The organism is Pseudomonas sp. 300, assembly GCF_055803035.1.
Genome location: NZ_JAVLRV010000001.1, coordinates 532,520 through 551,072 on the forward strand (window position 1 = coordinate 532,520; position 18,553 = coordinate 551,072).

The 18,553-nt window shown below is 60.5% G+C and carries 15 protein-coding genes and 1 riboswitch; of the genes, 12 read left to right on the forward strand and 3 right to left on the reverse strand.

Annotation, left to right across the window (positions count from 1 at the left end):
- A partial coding sequence (locus tag Q7W83_RS02440; protein ID WP_473655629.1) for a TolC family outer membrane protein occupies positions 1–1,313 on the reverse strand: 1,313 nt, incomplete at its 3' end.
- Between the two features lie 192 nt (positions 1,314–1,505).
- Positions 1,506–1,611, forward strand: a riboswitch (TPP riboswitch).
- A gap of 163 nt (positions 1,612–1,774) precedes the next feature.
- Between Q7W83_RS02440 and thiC the strand changes: the two genes are divergently transcribed.
- Positions 1,775–3,664: a phosphomethylpyrimidine synthase ThiC gene (thiC, locus tag Q7W83_RS02445; RefSeq protein WP_150632384.1), complete on the forward strand. Its 1,890-nt coding sequence runs from the start codon at positions 1,775–1,777 to the stop codon at positions 3,662–3,664.
- Positions 3,665–3,816: 152 nt separating this feature from the next.
- Positions 3,817–5,109 (forward strand): putative hydroxymethylpyrimidine transporter CytX, encoded by a 1,293-nt coding sequence (gene cytX, locus Q7W83_RS02450; RefSeq protein ID WP_150632385.1) that lies wholly within the window; start codon positions 3,817–3,819, stop codon positions 5,107–5,109.
- Here cytX and Q7W83_RS02455 read toward each other — a convergent pair.
- Positions 5,078–5,824 (reverse strand): RsiV family protein, encoded by a 747-nt coding sequence (locus Q7W83_RS02455; RefSeq protein ID WP_150632386.1) that lies wholly within the window; start codon positions 5,822–5,824, stop codon positions 5,078–5,080. The genes cytX and Q7W83_RS02455 overlap by 32 nt on opposite strands.
- Positions 5,825–6,030: 206 nt before the next feature.
- Here Q7W83_RS02455 and Q7W83_RS02460 point away from each other — a divergent pair, with 206 nt between their 5' ends.
- The 9 genes from Q7W83_RS02460 (at position 6,031) to Q7W83_RS02500 (ending at position 15,430) form a co-directional block, all read left to right on the forward strand.
- The gene (locus Q7W83_RS02460; protein WP_150632387.1) at positions 6,031–6,648 is read left to right on the forward strand and encodes an NUDIX domain-containing protein; all 618 of its coding nucleotides are present in this window, start codon (positions 6,031–6,033) and stop codon (positions 6,646–6,648) included.
- Positions 6,639–7,091, forward strand: coding sequence for a DUF1249 domain-containing protein (locus tag Q7W83_RS02465; protein WP_150632388.1), 453 nt, complete (start codon positions 6,639–6,641; stop codon positions 7,089–7,091). Before Q7W83_RS02460 ends, Q7W83_RS02465 begins: the two co-directional genes overlap by 10 nt.
- Positions 7,092–7,195: 104 nt before the next feature.
- Complete coding sequence (cpdA, locus tag Q7W83_RS02470; RefSeq protein WP_150632389.1) at positions 7,196–8,011, forward strand: 3',5'-cyclic-AMP phosphodiesterase; 816 nt, start codon at positions 7,196–7,198, stop codon at positions 8,009–8,011.
- 187 nt (positions 8,012–8,198) lie between these two features.
- The gene (locus Q7W83_RS02475) at positions 8,199–8,807 is read left to right on the forward strand and encodes a YqiA/YcfP family alpha/beta fold hydrolase (RefSeq protein ID WP_150632390.1); all 609 of its coding nucleotides are present in this window, start codon (positions 8,199–8,201) and stop codon (positions 8,805–8,807) included.
- A 42-nt stretch (positions 8,808–8,849) separates the two neighbouring features.
- A complete protein-coding gene (gene parE, locus Q7W83_RS02480; protein ID WP_150639564.1) occupies positions 8,850–10,754 on the forward strand; it encodes a DNA topoisomerase IV subunit B in 1,905 nt (634 codons plus the stop codon).
- On the forward strand, positions 10,754–11,743 hold the full coding sequence (locus tag Q7W83_RS02485; RefSeq protein WP_150632392.1) for an esterase-like activity of phytase family protein: 990 nt from the start codon (positions 10,754–10,756) through the stop codon (positions 11,741–11,743). The genes parE and Q7W83_RS02485 overlap by 1 nt, the downstream gene beginning before the upstream one ends.
- The gene (locus tag Q7W83_RS02490; RefSeq protein ID WP_150632393.1) at positions 11,740–12,264 is read left to right on the forward strand and encodes a retropepsin-like aspartic protease family protein; all 525 of its coding nucleotides are present in this window, start codon (positions 11,740–11,742) and stop codon (positions 12,262–12,264) included. Before Q7W83_RS02485 ends, Q7W83_RS02490 begins: the two co-directional genes overlap by 4 nt.
- 7 nt (positions 12,265–12,271) lie before the next feature.
- Positions 12,272–14,539 carry a DNA topoisomerase IV subunit A gene (gene parC / locus Q7W83_RS02495; RefSeq protein WP_150632394.1) on the forward strand — a complete coding sequence of 756 codons (2,268 nt, stop codon included), beginning with the start codon at positions 12,272–12,274 and terminating at the stop codon, positions 14,537–14,539.
- A gap of 177 nt (positions 14,540–14,716) precedes the next feature.
- Positions 14,717–15,430, forward strand: coding sequence for a PqiC family protein (locus Q7W83_RS02500; protein ID WP_150632395.1), 714 nt, complete (start codon positions 14,717–14,719; stop codon positions 15,428–15,430).
- A gap of 232 nt (positions 15,431–15,662) precedes the next feature.
- Here the strand turns inward: Q7W83_RS02500 and Q7W83_RS02505 are convergent, their stop codons facing one another.
- Positions 15,663–17,174 carry an AhpA/YtjB family protein gene (locus tag Q7W83_RS02505; RefSeq protein WP_473655630.1) on the reverse strand — a complete coding sequence of 504 codons (1,512 nt, stop codon included), beginning with the start codon at positions 17,172–17,174 and terminating at the stop codon, positions 15,663–15,665.
- A gap of 135 nt (positions 17,175–17,309) precedes the next feature.
- Here Q7W83_RS02505 and serB point away from each other — a divergent pair, with 135 nt between their 5' ends.
- Positions 17,310–18,524, forward strand: coding sequence for a phosphoserine phosphatase SerB (serB, locus tag Q7W83_RS02510; RefSeq protein WP_150632397.1), 1,215 nt, complete (start codon positions 17,310–17,312; stop codon positions 18,522–18,524).
- Positions 18,525–18,553 lie beyond the last annotated feature (29 nt).

The following is an 18,553-nucleotide window of genomic DNA, read 5'->3' on the forward strand; positions in this document are numbered from 1 at the left end:
AACGTGCCAGCGGCCTGTTTCAGGCGCAGGTTGTCGAGGATGTAGTCGTAGCGGGTGTTGTTGTAATTGCGCACCGAGGTGTACAGCTGACGCTGGGCATCGAGCACATCAACGATGTTGCGTGTGCCCACCTGATACCCGATTTCAGTCGCTTCCACTGCGCTCTGGTTGGAGATGATCGACTGCTTGCGCGCTTGCACCTGTTCCACATCGGTGTTCACCGCGCGGTGCAGGTTGCGGGTGTTTTCCACCACTTGCCGACGCAGGCCTTCACGCTGTTGTTCAGTCTGGTCCAGGCGCGAGTACGACTCGCGAACCTGCGAACTGGTCAGCCCGCCGCTGTAGATCGGGATGTTCAGTTGCAAGGCCAGGGTGCGCTGCTCGACAGGGCCGCCATAAGACTGGCCGAAGGCATTCGGGTTGCTGAAACCAAAGGCGTCGTTGTCGCCTTTCTCATATTTGGCCACCGCATCCACCGTTGGCGCGTGGCCGGCCTTGCGCTGCTTGAGGGTTTCTTCGGCAGCGCTGACCGCGTAGTTGCTGGCCAGCAGGTTCAGGTTCTGTTTGGCGGCGGTGTCGACCCAGGCCTTGGCGTCGTTCGGCGCCGGCGGCAGGATCGGCAAGGTGTGGACGATGCCCTGAATCGAGTTGTACTGACGGTTGGTCAACGTGATCAATGCTTCAAACGCATCATCCACCTGACGCTGGGCAACGATCCGGTTGGCCCGTGCCGTGTCGTAACTGGCTTGCGATTGCAGCACGTCGGTCTTGTCCGACAGACCGACATCAAAGCGCTCGTTGGACTGGTCGAGCTGACGCTTGAACGCCGCTTCTTCAGCCTTGGTCGAGGCCAGGGTGTCCTGGCTGCGCAGCACGTTGAAGTAGTTTTCAGCGGTTTGCAGAATCAGGTTTTGCTCGGTCGCCGAGAGTTGCAGGGCTGCCTGCTCATTGACGTCCTTGGCGGCCTGATACTGGAACCAGCGATCAGCACGAAACAGCGGCTGAGCCAATGTCGCCTGATAGGAGTTGGCGCTGCGGTTGGCGACCGCCGCCGGTTGATCGATATCGGTGCGCACATTGGCCACCTGGGCACCACCGGAGATGTTCGGCAGCAAGCCGGCGCGAGCCTGAGGCACGACTTCTTTCTGAGCGCCGTACTGGGCGCGGGCGGCGGCCAGGTCGGCGTTGTTGTCCACCGCTTCCTGGTAGACGCTGACCAGATCGGTTTTGGTCGATAAGGGCGCTTCTGCTGCCCAGGCCATTCCATTGGAAGCACAAGACACGGCAACGGCCAGTGAGAGTTTGCGCAGCATGAGGCCATCCCTAAAAATTACGCTGATAATTTGAGCGCCAAAGGTACGGCGCAGACCACCCAGCGTCAATGCGCGGCATGGCCGTTGCGAGTGTAGTTGCACGCTCGTTCCGCAACAATCCTGTAATTGCGCCATTCATCATGGTGTTTACCGCGGTGTTGGCGTTCTTTGTCAGTTGTGTCTAGACTGGCCGGGTTCTTGTCGGGGTGCCTTGCTATGAGGCTGAGATCGAATAATTTCGGATCCCGTTGAACCTGATCAGGTTAACGCCTGCGTAGGGAACAAGATTTCTCGTCACCCGGCGAGTCCTCTTGTGCTTCGTCCGGGATGTTGTTCGACAATCGAACACCCCTCGAGCACTGAGCACAGCACGACTGGTATTTCCAGCACCCGTGCGTCCATTCGATTACAGGTTCGCTCCGACAAAAATCCACTGCCTGGATGTGTTCGGAGAGCCCGTGATGACGATAAAACCAAAAAACATAACGAACCTGAGTGACTCGGCCCAAGTCGATCAACAATCGGTTCAGCCGTTTACCCGCTCGCAAAAAATCTATGTTCAGGGCTCTCGCCCGGACATCCTCGTGCCGATGCGCGAAATCAGCCTCGACGTGACCCCGACCGACTTCGGCGGTGAGATCAACGCGCCTGTCGTCGTGTACGACACCTCGGGCCCGTACACCGACCCCAACGTTATCATCGACGTGCGCAAAGGCCTGGCCGACGTGCGTTCGCCGTGGATCGAATCCCGTGGTGACACTGAGCGTCTGCCGGGCCTGAGCTCCAACTTTGGCCAGGAACGCCTCGCCGATGCCGAGCTGACCAAGCTGCGTTTCGCCCACGTGAACAACCCGCGCCGCGCCAAGGCCGGGGCCAACGTCAGTCAGATGCACTACGCCCGCAAAGGCATCATCACCGCCGAGATGGAATACGTCGCCATCCGCGAAAACATGAAGCTCGAAGTGGCCCGCGCCGCCGGGCTGCTGGACCAGCAACACGCCGGTCACAGCTTCGGTGCCAGCGTGCCGAAAATCATCACCCCCGAATTCGTCCGTGACGAGATCGCCCGCGGTCGCGCAATCATCCCGGCCAACATCAACCACACCGAACTGGAACCGATGATCATCGGCCGTAACTTCCTGGTGAAGATCAACGGCAACATCGGCAACAGTGCCTTGGGTTCGTCCATCGAAGAAGAAGTGGCGAAACTGACCTGGGGCATTCGCTGGGGTTCGGACACGGTCATGGACCTGTCCACCGGCAAGCACATTCACGAAACCCGCGAGTGGATCATCCGCAACTCGCCGGTGCCGATCGGTACGGTGCCGATCTACCAGGCGCTGGAAAAAGTCGGCGGCGCTGCCGAAGACCTTACCTGGGAGCTGTTCCGCGACACGCTGATCGAACAGGCCGAGCAGGGCGTCGACTACTTCACCATCCACGCCGGCGTGCTGTTGCGCTACGTGCCGCTGACCGCCAAGCGCGTGACCGGGATCGTGTCCCGTGGCGGTTCGATCATGGCCAAGTGGTGCCTGGCGCACCACAAAGAGAACTTCCTCTACACTCATTTCGAAGACATCTGCGAAATCATGAAGGCCTACGACGTCAGCTTCTCGCTGGGCGACGGCCTGCGTCCGGGGTCGATTGCCGACGCCAACGACGCCGCGCAATTCGGTGAGCTGGAAACCCTCGGTGAGCTGACCAAGATTGCCTGGAAGCACGACGTGCAATGCATGATCGAAGGCCCGGGCCACGTGCCGATGCAGTTGATCAAAGAGAACATGGACAAGCAGCTCGAGTGCTGCGACGAGGCGCCGTTCTACACCCTCGGCCCGCTGACCACCGACATTGCGCCGGGCTACGACCACATCACCTCCGGTATCGGCGCGGCAATGATCGGCTGGTTCGGCTGCGCGATGCTTTGCTACGTGACGCCGAAGGAACACTTGGGCCTGCCGAACAAGGATGACGTGAAGACCGGGATCATCACCTACAAGATCGCCGCGCATGCCGCCGATCTGGCGAAGGGGCATCCGGGCGCGCAGATTCGCGACAATGCCTTGAGCAAGGCGCGCTTCGAATTCCGTTGGGAGGACCAGTTCAACCTGGGCCTTGATCCGGACACCGCCCGTTCGTATCACGATGAAACCCTGCCGAAGGATTCGGCCAAGGTCGCGCATTTCTGTTCGATGTGCGGGCCGAAATTCTGCTCGATGAAAATCACCCAGGAAGTCCGCGAATACGCGGCCAACCAGCGGATCGAAACCGTCGACGCCGAAGTCGCCCAGGGATTGGCTGACCAGGCCGAGCGGTTCAAGCAGGAAGGCAGTCAGCTGTACAAGAAGGTTTGATCTGACCTGAATAAGGTGGGGCCTGCACAGGCCCCATCGCCAGCAGGCTGGCCCCACACTGGATTTGTGCTGTTCACAAGTCCCCTGTGGGAGCCAGCCTGCTGGCGATAGCGATCAAAAAAAACAAAAAATGTCCCTCTGAGATAACACCCTTGAGCATTCAACCCAGCACTTATTCCCCCGACATCGCGGTGCCCGCTGACAAACGTGTGTTCGGTGGCCGCGATCTGTTTTCCCTGTGGTTTTCCCTCGGCATCGGCCTGATGGTTTTGCAGACCGGCGCATTGCTCGCGCCAGGTCTTGGCCTGTCCGGCTCGTTGCTGGCGATCTTCCTCGGCACACTGGTCGGCGTTCTGCTGCTGGCCGCTGTCGGCGTGATCGGCAGCGATACCGGCCTGTCGTCGATGGCCGCGCTCAAACTCAGCCTCGGCAAGCGTGGTGCGAGCCTGCCCGCGGTGCTGAATCTGCTGCAACTGATCGGTTGGGGTTCGTTCGAAATCATCGTCATGCGCGACGCTGCCAGCCTGCTCGGCGCCCGTGCCTTCAGCGAAGGCAGTCTGTTCTCCAGCCCGCTGCTGTGGACATTGTTCTTCGGTGCCTTGGCGACCTTGCTGGCGGTCAGCGGTCCGTTGACCTTCGTACGGCAGATCCTGCGCAAGTGGGGCATCTGGCTGTTGCTGGCCGCGTGCATCTGGCTGACCTGGAACCTCTTCGCCAAAGCAGATCTGGCGGCTTTGTGGGCGCAGGCCGGGGACGGTTCGATGCCGTTCGCCGTGGGCTTCGACATTGCCATCGCGATGCCGCTGTCGTGGTTGCCGCTGATTGCCGACTATTCGCGTTTCGGCAAGCGCGCGAAAAACGTGTTCGGCGGTACGGCGATTGGCTTCTTTATCGGTAACTTCTGGCTGATGAGCCTAGGCGTGGCCTACACCCTGGCGTTCGCGCCGAGCGGTGAAGTGAATGCCTTGCTGTTGGCATTGGCCGGTGCCGGCCTGGGGATTCCGCTGCTGCTGATTCTATTGGATGAATCGGAAAATGCGTTTGCCGACATTCACTCGGCGGCGGTTTCCAGCGGGATTTTGCTGCGTTTGAAAGTCGAACACCTGGCATTGGCCATCGGCGTGGTCTGCACCCTGATCGCCTTGTTGGCGCCATTGGCTCAGTACCAGAACTTCCTGTTGTTGATCGGTTCGGTGTTTGCGCCGCTGTTCGGCGTGGTGCTGGTGGATCACTTCATCTTGCGCAAGCGTTCTGCTCACGTGGCGTCAGCCGCATTGCGCTGGCCGGCGTTGCTCGCCTGGTTGGGCGGGGTGAGCACCTATCACTTGCTGGCCAATCTGTATCCGGACATCGGCGCAACCCTGCCGTCGTTGATTCTGGCAGGGCTGCTGCAGCTGGTGCTGGGCCGGGCCTTCAGTTACGGCCGGGAAACAGCTCGGGCTTGAGAATGCCGTTCAGGCGCGGGTAAGGGATCTTCAGTTCGACGTGGCCCAGCGCGTAAGGCGCGATGGTGCTCACTTCGTACTTGAGGATCACCCCGCCGTAGGTCAGCGCCACGTTCTGGGTTTTCTGGAACGGCCACTGCTTCACGAACTCCGGTTCCTGATCGAGCTTGGTGCTGATCAGCCAGCTGTTGTGCGCCACCTGTGCCGCTTTCCAGAAGGCCTCTTCCTGACCCGGCAGCAACATGTCGGACAGGGTCAGCACTTTATGCTGCTGGCGCGAATAGTTGATAAAGCTGCGGCCCGGCGTGCCATGTGCACCGCCGGTGTCCAGGTAGCTGGAAAATTCGACGATCACCAAGCCGTCATGCTGCTCACGTACCTTGGCTTGCAAGTAACTGCTGTAGCGCGGGCCGGCGGTGCGCAAAAACTCATCGCGATAGGCCGCCAGCGTCGGTGCCGCAGGGGCGTCGGGCGAGGTGCGGGTCATTTGCAGCAGGCGTTTTTCGACGATACCGTCAAGCTGAGGCTCGGCCGGGAAGCGTAGCGTGTCGATGTTTACCAGCGGGCAGTCCGGAGTTGTGCAGCCCGGCTTCAGCGTTTCTGCGGCATCGCGGGTGGTTTCCAGCGGCGCCCGGTAGTTGGGCTGGAACAGGCTTTGGCAAGCGCCCAGGGTCAGGGCGATTGCGGCCACGGAGGCGATTTTAAAAAGCGACATGGGCGTCCTTCATAAAACAGGGAAAGGCGAAAAGTTACCCGCTTCGACTCTCAACGAAGCAGTCAGTTCGCCACTAAGCTAATTAGAGTTGGTTTCGCCCTCACCGTCTATCCCGCTGACGGGAAAGGGGCTGCATCAAACGTCACGGGCGCGTTAGGATGGCGCGAAGTCGAGGCAGGAGCCTCGGAGCAGATACGAGGATTGCCATGACTGATTTTGCCAACGCCATTCCGACCGCCGTTGAGATCGTTCGGCGCGAAAAGTGCTACGAGGGCTTTTACAAGCTCGACCGCGTGCACTTGCGCCACGAATTGTTCGCCGGTGGCATGAGCCGCGAAATCAATCGTGAAGTGTTTGTTCGCCACGATGCCGTCTGCGTGCTGCCTTACGATCCGCAACGCGACGAAGTGGTGCTGATCGAACAGTTTCGCGTGGGCGCCATGGGCAAGACCGACAATCCATGGCTGGTTGAACTGGTCGCTGGTCTGATCGACAAGGATGAACAACCGGAAGAAGTTGCTCACCGCGAAGCGCAGGAGGAAGCTGGGCTTGTATTCGGGGCGCTGTGGCCGATGACCAAGTATTTTCCATCGCCGGGCGGTAGTAATGAATTCGTGCATTTGTACCTGGGGCGTTGCGAGACAACCGGGGTCGGCGGCCTGCATGGGCTGGAGGAAGAAGCAGAAGATATCCGCGTTACGGTCTGGGCGTTCGAAGATGCCTTGCAAGCCGTACGCGACGGACGAATTGCCAACGCGCCCAGCATCATTGCCTTGCAATGGCTGGCATTGAACCGCGTTGAAGTGAGGGGGTTATGGTCGTAAACACGTTGCGCGATCGTTACAGGGTGGACCTCGTGGGGCTGCAAGCCTCTTGCGAGGCCAACTACGCGCGCCTGATGCGACTGTTGCCGGACATGCGCAACGAACCGGCGGCGCGGCGCATTGCCGTGACCCATGGCGAGCAGATGCTCGGCGTGCTGGCGCTGGAAGTGCTGCAGGTCTGTCCGTACACCACCACCCTGCAAGTGCGCCAGGAACATAGCTTGCCGTGGTTGCCGGTGCCGCAACTGGAAGTGCAGGTCTATCACGACGCCTGCATGGCCGAAGTGGTCAGCGCCGAACATGCGCGACGCTTTCGCGGCATCTATCCTTACCCGAACGCCGCGATGCATCAGCCGGACGAAAAGGCCCAGCTGAACATGTTTCTGGGGGAGTGGCTGAGCCATTGCCTGGCGCTGGGGCACGAGTACGAAGTCGTTCGTTGACGTTGTTGTGAACTGCGTCAGGTTCACACATTTCCTCTTTTGAGCGTCCCCCAGCATACTTGCGGCATTCCACACATCCCGTGATTCAGCCTTGGGAGAACGCCTTGCCAAGCGTATCCACATTGACCCCCGCCGATTCGGCGTTGCTGGTGCAACTGTCCGACAGCCATCTGTTTGCCGAAGCGGACGGCACGTTGCTGGGCATGAATACGCGCGACAGCCTGCAACAGGTCATCGAGCTGGTCAGGCAGCAACAGCCGCAGATCGATCTGATCATCGCCAGTGGCGACCTTTCCCAGGACGGGACGCTGGAGTCGTACCGGCAGTTTCGCGACCTGACCCGGCAACTCGATGCGCCAGCGCGCTGGATCCCCGGCAATCACGATGAGCCGCAGATCATGGCCAAAGCCGCGGTGCAGAGCGCGTTGCTGGAGCCGGTGGTGGATATCGGCAATTGGCGCGTCACCTTGCTCGACTCGGCGGTGCCGGGTTCGGTGCCGGGGTATTTGCAGGATGAACAGTTGCAGCTGCTGGCGCGTTCGTTAAGCGAGGCTCCGGAGCGCCATCATCTGGTGTGCTTCCATCATCATCCGGTGTCGATCGGGTGTGCGTGGATGGAACCGATCGGGTTGCGCAATCCAGAAGGGCTGTTTGCCGTGCTGGACCGGTTCCCGCAAGTGCGCGCGGTGCTGTGGGGGCATGTGCATCAGGAAATCGATCAAGTGCGCAACGACGTGCGCCTGATTGCCTCACCATCGACCTGCATTCAGTTCGAACCGGGGAGTGAGGATTTCAAGGTCGGCGAACAGGCGCCGGGGTATCGCTGGTTGCGGCTGTTGCCAAATGGACAGATTGAAACCGGCGTGGAGCGCGTGACCGGCTTCGATTACACGGTCGATTACGGTTCCAGCGGCTACTGAATATCTGTGGTGCTGCCTTCGCCAGCGGGCTGGCTCCCACAATGAATCCGCGTCGTGCACAAATCCCTGTGGGAGCCAGCCTGCTGGCGATGGCGTCCGCTCAGACGACATGAATGTCGCGGATATCCCCGATTCCCCTGGCACCCTGTAAACTCCGCCTTCTTTACCCGACGCACAGGGAGTTCAAATGTCCGGTTCGATCCTCTATATCCACGGTTTCAACAGCGCGCCTTCGTCAAAAAAGGCCACTCAGTTGATCGAAGTGATGGAGCGTCTGGGCTTGAGCGATCAGCTGCGCGTTCCGGCCCTGCATCACCATCCGCGCGAGGCCATCGGTCAGCTCGAGCAAGCGATTTTGGAGCTTGGGCGGCCACTGCTGGTCGGCAGCTCACTCGGCGGCTACTATGCGACTCACTTGGCCGAGCGCCATGGCTTGAAAGCTCTGTTGATCAACCCCGCCGTCAGCCCGCACCGGATGTTCGACGGGTATCTGGGGACACAGAAAAACCTGTATACCGATGAAGCCTGGGAATTGACCCACGACCACGTGACGGCCCTGGCCGAGCTGGAAGTGCCAGCGCCCCGGGACCCGCAGCGGTATCAGGTGTGGTTGCAGACCGGCGACGAAACGCTGGATTATCGCCACGCCCAACAGTATTACCGGGCCTGTGCCTTGCGCATTCAGGCCGGCGGCGACCATAGTTTTCAGGGTTTTGCCGGACAATTGCCGGCAATGCTGAGTTTCGCCGGCATCGGCGCAGATTTGTATCAGGCGATTGATTTCACAGCACTGTGAACCTTCGCCTCTATTTCATAGAACATTTGACGACGAGACCCCATGGCCACTCCCAGCGCTAGCTCTTATAACGCAGACGCCATCGAAGTCCTCTCGGGCCTCGACCCGGTGCGCAAACGCCCCGGCATGTACACCGACACCAGTCGGCCAAACCACCTCGCCCAGGAAGTCATCGACAACAGCGTCGACGAAGCCTTGGCCGGGCATGCGACCTCGGTGCAGGTCATCCTGCACGCCGACCACTCCCTGGAAGTCAGCGATGACGGGCGTGGCATGCCGGTGGACATTCACCCGGAAGAGGGTGTGTCGGGCGTCGAGCTGATCCTCACCAAACTCCACGCGGGCGGCAAGTTTTCCAACAAGAACTACCAGTTCTCCGGCGGTCTGCACGGGGTGGGTATTTCCGTGGTCAACGCCTTGTCGACCGAAGTCCGGGTGCGCGTAAAACGTGACGGCAACGAATACCAGATGACTTTCGCTGACGGTTACAAGAAAACCGATCTGGAAGTGATCGGCACCGTCGGCAAGCGCAACACCGGCACCAGCGTGTTCTTCGCGCCGGACCCGAAATACTTCGACTCACCGAAATTCTCCATCAGCCGCCTCAAGCACGTGCTCAAGGCCAAGGCCGTTCTGTGCCCGGGGCTGCTGGTCAGTTTTGAAGACAAGGCCACCGGCGAGAAAGTCGAATGGCATTACGAAGATGGCCTGCGCTCCTACCTGGTGGACGCGGTCAGCGAATTCGAACGCCTGCCGGACGAACCGTTTTGCGGCAGCCTGGCCGGTAATAAAGAAGCGGTCGACTGGGCGCTGCTGTGGTTGCCCGAAGGTGGCGACAGCGTGCAGGAAAGCTACGTCAACCTGATCCCGACGGCCCAGGGCGGTACCCACGTCAATGGTCTGCGTCAGGGCTTGCTCGATGCGATGCGCGAGTTCTGCGAATTTCGCAGCCTGCTGCCGCGCGGCGTTAAGCTGGCGCCGGAAGACGTCTGGGAACGCATCGCCTTCGTGCTCTCGATGAAAATGCAGGAGCCGCAATTCTCCGGCCAGACCAAAGAACGTCTGTCGTCCCGTGAAGCGGCGGCGTTTGTTTCCGGTGTGGTCAAGGACGCGTTCAGCCTGTGGCTCAATGCGAACCCGGAAACCGGCATGCTCCTGGCGGAACTGGCGATCAACAACGCCGGCCGTCGTCTGAAGGCCAGCAAGAAGGTCGAGCGCAAGCGCATCACCGCGGGGCCGGCACTGCCGGGCAAGCTCGCCGATTGCGCCGGGCAGGACCCGATGCGTTCCGAACTGTTCCTGGTGGAAGGTGATTCCGCCGGTGGTTCCGCCAAACAAGCGCGGGACAAAGAGTTTCAAGCGATCCTGCCGTTGCGCGGCAAGATCCTCAACACCTGGGAAGTCGACGGCAGCGAAGTGCTGGCCAGCCAGGAAGTGCACAACATCGCCGTGGCCATCGGTGTCGATCCGGGCTCGGCGGACATCGCCCAGCTGCGTTACGGCAAAATCTGCATCCTCGCCGACGCCGACTCCGACGGTCTGCACATTGCCACGCTGCTTTGCGCGTTGTTCGTCCAGCATTTCCGTCCGCTGGTGGACGCCGGTCACGTCTACGTCGCGATGCCGCCGCTGTACCGTATCGACCTTGGCAAAGAGATTTACTACGCCCTCGACGAAGCCGAGCGCGATGGCATTCTCGACCGTTTGGTGGCCGAGAAGAAACGCGGCAAGCCGCAGGTCACCCGATTCAAAGGCCTGGGTGAAATGAACCCGCCGCAACTGCGTGAAACCACCATGGACCCGAACACCCGGCGTCTGGTGCAGTTGACGCTGGAAGATTACGAAGCGACTTCGGAAATGATGGACATGTTGCTGGCGAAGAAGCGCGCTGGTGATCGTAAATCCTGGCTGGAATCCAAAGGCAACCTGGCCGAGGTTCTTGGCTGATGCGGGTTGGCTTTGCCCTGGCGTGTGCGTTACTCCTGACCTCCATTTCGGCGTTTGCCGAGCCGGCTCCGGAGTTGCGCCTGTTGTCCGAGCATCCCGTCGAGGGCATGCGCGGCGGCAACCTGTCGGGGCTGGCGCAGTGTGGCAAGGATTTGTGGACGATTTCCGATCGCGATGACGATCAGATCTACCGCCTCGAAACCGGCGATACAGTCTGGCAGACGGAAACCGTGCGCATCGGTGTGCCGCCAGTGCCGGACAGCGGTTTGCCCTGGGGCCTGCGTTCGCGGACCTGGGCGGCGTCTTTCGTGCGCGGCGGGGACCTGGATTTCGAAGGCATCACCTGCGACAGCGCGGGCAATCGCTACATCGTCAGCGAGTCCCATGCCGCGGTGCTGCAAGTGCCGCCCGTTGGGCCGACGTCCTGGCTGAAGATCTCGCCGATGCTGGTTCGCGAAGCCCGGGCCAGTGGCATGTTGTTGCACTTCAACGCATTGTTCGAAGGCCTGGCGATCAATCCGGCCGGTGATCAGTTGTGGTTGGCCGCCGAGCGCGAGCGCCGTGGCCTGCTGTTGATCAAGCGCCAGCAAACGGTCTGGGATTGCGACGGCGGCTGTGTGCTGCTGAGCGAAGCCGGGATGGAAATGCAGCCGGCGAAATTTCCCAAGGCCAGGGCAGTGTCACGGGATTTTGCCGACCTGTCGTTGTTCAACGGCAAGCTGTTTACCCTTGAGCGCAATGCGTTCGAAATTTGCCGCCGTGACGCGGTGACGGCCAAGGTCGAGCGTTGCTGGTCGTTTGCCGACGAAGCGTTGCAGGAGAACCGTCGTTATCCACAGGGCTATGGCCTGGCGGAAGCGCTGATCATCGACGCCAGCGGTGCCTGGGTCGGCATTGATAATAATGACGGCGCCCGTGCGGATGGCGAGTATCGCCCGATCGTCTGGCGCTTTGCCGCACCTGAAGGTGGCTGGAGTGCCAAGCCGTGACGCCGCAAACGCCCGGGAAACGCGCCGGTAGGGTGTTCATGGTGCTGGCCTGGTGCGCAGCGCTGTTTCTGGCGACGCGGTTTTTCGGCCAATGGGAGGAGCGACAGCAGAATCCCAACGTCGTCGTCAGCTCGGAGCAGGGCGAAGGTTTTATCGAAGTGAAACTGGCCAGCAATACCCAGGGGCACTTTGTCGCCAGCGGCCAGATCAACGGTCAGCCGGTGGATTTCATGCTGGATACCGGGGCAACCGATGTGGCGATCCCGGCGGAAATGGCCAAACGGCTGAAACTTGAAGAGGGCTTCGGGGTGACCCTGAGCACCGCCAACGGTCGCACCGAAGGGTATCGAACCCGTGTCGACCGCCTGCAAGTGGGCGACATTGTGCTGCGTGATGTGCGCGCCATCGTCGTGCCAGGCCTGGATGGCAAGCAAGTGCTGCTCGGTATGAGCGCGCTGAACAAACTTGAATTTACCCAGCGCGGTGGCACCATGCTGCTGCGCCAGACAACGAACCGATGAGGCCCGCATGAGCGACTCCCTTGATCTCAGCCTGGACGGTGTAGAACGCCGGTCACTGGCTGACTTCACCGAAAATGCCTACCTCAACTACTCCATGTACGTGATCATGGACCGTGCTTTGCCGCATATCGGCGACGGCCTGAAACCGGTACAGCGGCGCATCATCTACGCGATGAGCGAGTTGGGGCTGGACGCCGATTCCAAGCACAAGAAGTCGGCGCGAACCGTCGGTGACGTGCTCGGTAAATTCCACCCGCACGGCGACTCGGCTTGCTACGAAGCCATGGTCCTGATGGCCCAGCCGTTCAGCTATCGCTACACGCTGGTCGACGGCCAGGGTAACTGGGGTGCGCCGGATGATCCCAAGTCCTTCGCCGCCATGCGTTACACCGAAGCGCGGCTGTCGCGTTATTCCGAAGTGCTGCTCAGCGAACTGGGCCAGGGCACCGCGGACTGGGGCCCGAACTTCGACGGCACCCTCGACGAGCCGCTGGTGTTGCCGGCACGTTTGCCGAACATCCTGCTCAACGGCACTACCGGTATCGCCGTAGGCATGGCCACCGACGTACCGCCGCACAACCTTCGCGAAGTGGCGACGGCGTGCGTGCGTTTGCTCGATGAACCGAAAGCCACCGTCGAACAGCTCTGCGAACACATTCAGGGCCCGGATTACCCGACCGAAGCGGAAATCATCACCCCGCGTGCCGACCTGCTGAAAATGTACGAAACCGGCAAGGGCTCGGTGCGTATGCGCGCCGTGTATCACATCGAAGACGGCGACATCATCGTCACCGCGCTGCCGCATCAGGTCTCGGGCGCCAAGGTGCTGGAACAGATCGCGGCGATGATGCAGGCCAAACCGTCCAAGGCCCCACAGATCGCTGACCTGCGCGACGAATCCGACCACGAAAACCCGTGCCGGATCGTGATCATTCCGGGCGCACGGAAAAACTTTGACCACGATGCATTGATGACACACCTGTTCGCCAGCACCGAGCTGGAGTCGAGCTACCGAGTCAACATCAACATCATCGGTCTGGACGGCAAGCCACAGCTGAAAAACCTGCGGGCGTTGCTGGTCGAGTGGCTGGAATTCCGCGTTCAAACCGTGCGTCGTCGTCTGCAGTTCCGCCTCGACAAGGTTGAGCGCCGTCTGCACCTGTTGGACGGTTTGCTGATTGCCTACCTCAACCTCGATGAAGTGATCCACATCATCCGCACCGAGGAACATCCGAAAGCCGCCCTGATCGCGCGTTTCGCCCTCAGCGAAATCCAGGCCGATTACATTCTCGACACCCGTTTGCGTCAGTTGGCGCGACTGGAAGAAATGAAGCTGCGCGCCGAGCAGGATGAACTGCTCAAGGAACAAGCCAAGCTGCAAGCCCTGCTGGGCAGCGAAGCCAAGCTGAAGAAACTGGTGCGCACCGAGCTGATCAAGGACGCCGAAACCTACGGCGACGACCGTCGTTCGCCAATCGTCGAGCGCGCCGAGGCCAAGGCCTTGACCGAGCACGACCTGCTGCCAAATGAGAAAGTGACTGTCGTGCTGTCGGAAAAAGGCTGGGTTCGCTCCGCCAAAGGCCACGAAATCGACGCCACCGGCCTGTCCTACAAGGCTGGGGACGGATTCAAGGCCTTGGCGCCCGGTCGCTCCAACCAGTTTGCGGTGTTTATCGACTCCACCGGTCGCAGCTATTCGGTGGCCTCGCACACATTACCTTCGGCCCGTGGTCAGGGTGAACCGTTGACCGGTCGTCTGACACCGCCGCCAGGTGCCACGTTTGAATGCGTGCTGATGCCGGAAGACGATTCGCTGTACGTCATTGCCTCCGATGCCGGTTACGGATTCGTCGTCAAGGGAGAGGACTTCCAGGCCAAGAACAAGGCCGGTAAAGCGCTGCTGAGCTTGCCGAACAACTCGAAGGTCATTCTGCCGCGCCCGGTGGCGGATCGTGAGAACAACTGGCTGGCTTCGGTGACCACCGAAGGTCGCCTGCTGATCTTCAAAATCAGCGATCTGCCACAATTAGGTAAGGGCAAAGGCAATAAGATCATCGGGATTTCCGGTGAGCGTGTGGCCAGCCGCGAAGAATATGTCACGGACATCGCTGTGCTGCCGGATGGTGCCACTTTGGTGCTGCAGGCCGGAAAACGTACCTTGTCACTGAAAGCGGACGACCTCGAACACTACAAAGGTGAGCGTGGACGTCGGGGTAACAAACTTCCTCGAGGCTTCCAGAGGGTAGATGCGCTGCTCGTCGAAAACCTCAATTAAGCGTCCTAGAGCGCTCGATCTACGATTTAACGCGTAGATCGACGCTTTGCCGCTGGAGTCGGAACGCATATTCACGGATGATATGGCCTTTCCAAGCGCCGGCGTGGCCGAGCGTTCTTCATATTTATTGAGTATTTTCACTGTGGTGAGCCTTGTGGCAACCACCTGGATGGGACGATGACTGCTCTGCGCCTTCCTTTTATTTTGATGCTCGCCGGCGTTCTTGGCCTGGCGGGATGCAGCACTCACCAACCGGTGTCGCTGTATCAGCTGGACAGCGGAAGTCCGGCTCAACCTGCGCAAAGCGCGGGCATGGCGGTTTTACTTGGCCCGGTAACGGTTGCCGACTACCTGCAACGTGAAACGCTGTTGCAGCGACAGCCTGACGGGAGCCTTCAGGCTTCAACCGATGGTCGCTGGGCTGGCAGCCTTTCTTCCGACATCGATCAGTTGTTGCTGCGTCAGGTGGCGGGTCATCTGGACAGCCAGCGTGTGGTGCTGGCGCCGGCAACCGTGGGCTTCACGCCGGATGTTCAGGTTCTGCTGACCATCACACGGCTGGACTCGGGTGAATCGCAGCCAGCGATCCTTGATGCACAATGGCGTTTGATCGACCGCCGCGGCCAGGTTCGCGACAACCGCATCATTCATCTGCAGGAACAACACGCTGGCGGTACGGCGGCGCAAGTTCAGGCACAGGGTGTGTTGTTGCAGAAACTCGCCGAGCAATTGTCGGTGGCGCTCAAGCCGCTGGCTAACCAGCCACCGATTGCGGAAGCGCCAAAAAAGCCGGCGTCCAAGCCCGCGGCACCGGCGGCGGAACAGGAAAAGCAGCCAAAGATCCCGATGGCTTCGCCGATCCGTACCGATATGGAAGTGTTCAGGTTCTAAGCCTGGATTGATCCCCAGCAAAGCCCGCCATGTGCGGGCTTTGCTGTTTCTGCGGGTTGGATCTTCATTGGCTGTCCCGGCCCCATCGCCAGCAGGCTGGCTCCCACATTGGATCTGTGGCGTACACATGTCCCCTGTGGGAGCCAGCCTGCTGGCGATGGGGCCAGAACAGGCAACAAAAAACCCGCAGACAATCTCTTGTCTGCGGGTTTTTTTACAGCAGGGCTAAAACTTACGCCCGACGTTCATGCATCCGCGCCAGTTGCCGCTCCAGCATCGATGGATAAGGCTCCATCAACCGCTCCACGCAACAAGCGCCCTCAGGACTGGCAATCGGACGGATCCGCGCGCGCTGGCGAATCAGCGCGTCGTCACCGATCTTGCGCTCCACCAGCAGCAGATTGCGGCTGTGTTGCGACAGGGCCAGGGCGTCCTGGGCGGTTTCGGTGAGCAAGAGATCGATTTGGCTCAGACCGAACAGCTCATCGCCCAACGTCAGGCCCAGCTGCAATTGCAGGGTGATGCCACTGTCCGCGACTTCGATCTGCAACTGATGGCCCAGTGCCCGCAACAGCTCGCCACAGCAAATGGCGTTGGTCAGGTAGTCGTCGCCGCTGTCCTCGGTGTGAAACACCATCAGCGTGCTGCCATCGTTCAGGCTATGCAGTTCGCCCTCATAGAGCGAAGCGGCCTGGTCGAGGCAATCGCGATAGCGTTTGAGCAGTTCTTCCAGGCGCGCCCGGGGCAGGCGGCGCAGTTGATCCTGAGCGCCGAGCTGCACAGCCAGCACCGCGCTGTGTTGCGGCACGTTCGATACGGGCGCTCTGACGACTGCTTTCGCGGGTGTCGATTCGTCGCGCAAATCGGCAAATGCATCGTCATCCTCGTCTTCGACGGTGCTGACGATGTGCCGTGGCGCAGGTTTCAGACTGGCGACGGGCTTGGTCTCATCGAAACTCGGGTCGCGCAGGTTGCGCACTTCGAAGGCCGGATCGGATTCTTCGTCGTAATCAACGTCGTCGAGCTCGGGTTCTGGCTCAGGCTCGGCCGGTTCCGGCGCGAAGTTGGCGTGCAGCTGGCGGGCCAGGTCGCCGATTTCATCCTGGCGGTCGGTGGCCGGGGTGTATTCATCGATATTGCGCAGCCACACGCGCAACTGCAGCAGCGGCGTGGAAATGTGTCGGCCCAGGCGCAGGCTCAGGGCCAGCGACAGCGCCAACAGAATCGCACTCAAGATGCCCATGCTTTGCAGGCTGATGGTCATCGGTTGCTGGAATTGATCCATGTCCAGGCTGATGCGCAATTGCCCGGCGGTCACGTCCTGGAAGGTGATCTTGCTCTGGTACATGCCCTCGGCTTCGCCCAGCAGGCTGTGCTTGGGACGCTGACCGGCTTCGGCGAGGATGCGGTTATCCACGCTGTAGATGGCGGCGTGGGCCACCAGCTTGTTCTTGGTCAGGTTGTTGAGCAGCACGTTGAGACTGAGGATGTCATTGGACACCAACAGCTCCGTGGCGGACGTGGCGGTCTGCGTGGTCAGGCTTTCGCCTAGGGCATCCGCCTGCTCGTGCATGGCCTGCTTGAACTGCAAACCCATCACGCAGGCGTAGATCACCAGGGCCAGAGCGACCAGGATCACGTTATGGCTGGCGATGCGCAATGCAATCGGTACACGGCGGTGGCGCAGTGCACGGAAGATCAGCAGAAAGAAGTTATCGGTTTTTACTGGCGTGGGCCGGTTCACTTGAGCTCGGCTCTTTTGTCCGTGAAGTTGACGCGCAGTATAGCGACAGGCCCTAGACCGGCAAAGCGCTCACGGTGCCCGATGGTCACTGAAAGTGGGTAGAATGCGGTTTTTTTCCACTTGCGGGGGTGCGCCTTGCGCGAAATCGTCCTGATAAACATCACGGGAGTCGACCGTCCGGGTCTGACTGCGGCCATTACCGGTGTTCTGGCCCAGGGTGGTGTGAACATTCTCGACATCGGTCAGGCGGTGATCCACGACACCCTGTCGTTCGGCATCCTGGTTGAAATTCCTGGCACCGAGCAAGGCCAGTCGGTGCTCAAGGACATTCTGTTCAAGGGCTATGAACTTGATCAGCAGGTGCGTTTCACGCCGGTGTCCGAAGAAGATTACCAGCAGTGGGTCGGCAATCAGGGCAAGAAGCGCCACATCGTGACGCTATTGACCCGCAAAGTGACTGCCGGGCAATTGCAGGCTGTGAGCTCGATCACCGCCAAATATGGCCTGAACATCGACCACATCGATCGTTTGTCCGGGCGCATGCCGCTGGACACCCCGGCTGACAAGGGCAAGGGCTGCATCGAGTTTTCCGTGCGTGGCGAAGCGGCTGATCCGCAAGCGCTGCGGGCGGAATTCCTCAGCGTCGCCCAGGAATTGAACGTCGACATCGCCTTCCAGGAAGACTCGCTGTTCCGCCGTAATCGCCGCCTGGCGGTGTTTGACATGGACTCGACGCTGATCGAAGCCGAGGTGATCGACGAGCTGGCCAAGGCGGCGGGCGTGGGCGATCAGGTGTCTGAAATCACCGAGCGGGCAATGGCCGGCGAACTGGATTTCCGCGCCAGCTTCAAGGAACGCCTGGCCTTGCTCAAAGGGCTGGACGTCAGCGTACTGGATTCGATCGGTGCTTCGCTGCGCCTGACCGAAGGCGCCGAAACCCTGTTCGCCGAGCTCAAGCGTCTGGGCTACAAGACCGCGATTCTGTCGGGCGGTTTCACCTACTTCGCCAAGCAATTGCAGGCCAAGTTGGGCATCGACTACGTGTTCGCCAATGAACTGGAAGTGGTCGATGGCAAGGTTACCGGCGTGGCGGTCGAACCGATCGTCGATGCCCAGCGCAAGGCGGACCTGCTGAAGGAGCTGGCGCACAAGGAAGGTTTGCGTCTGGAACAGACCATTGCGGTCGGAGACGGCGCCAATGATTTGCCGATGCTGGCGATTGCCGGGTTGGGCGTGGCGTTCCGCGCCAAGCCGCTGGTCAAGCAGTCGGCGAAGCAGGCGATTTCCACGCTGGGGCTGGATGGCGTGCTGTACCTGCTGGGCTTTCGGGATCGTGACGGGCAGCTCTGAAATCTCGGCTGCCTGATCGGGCCCTGTCG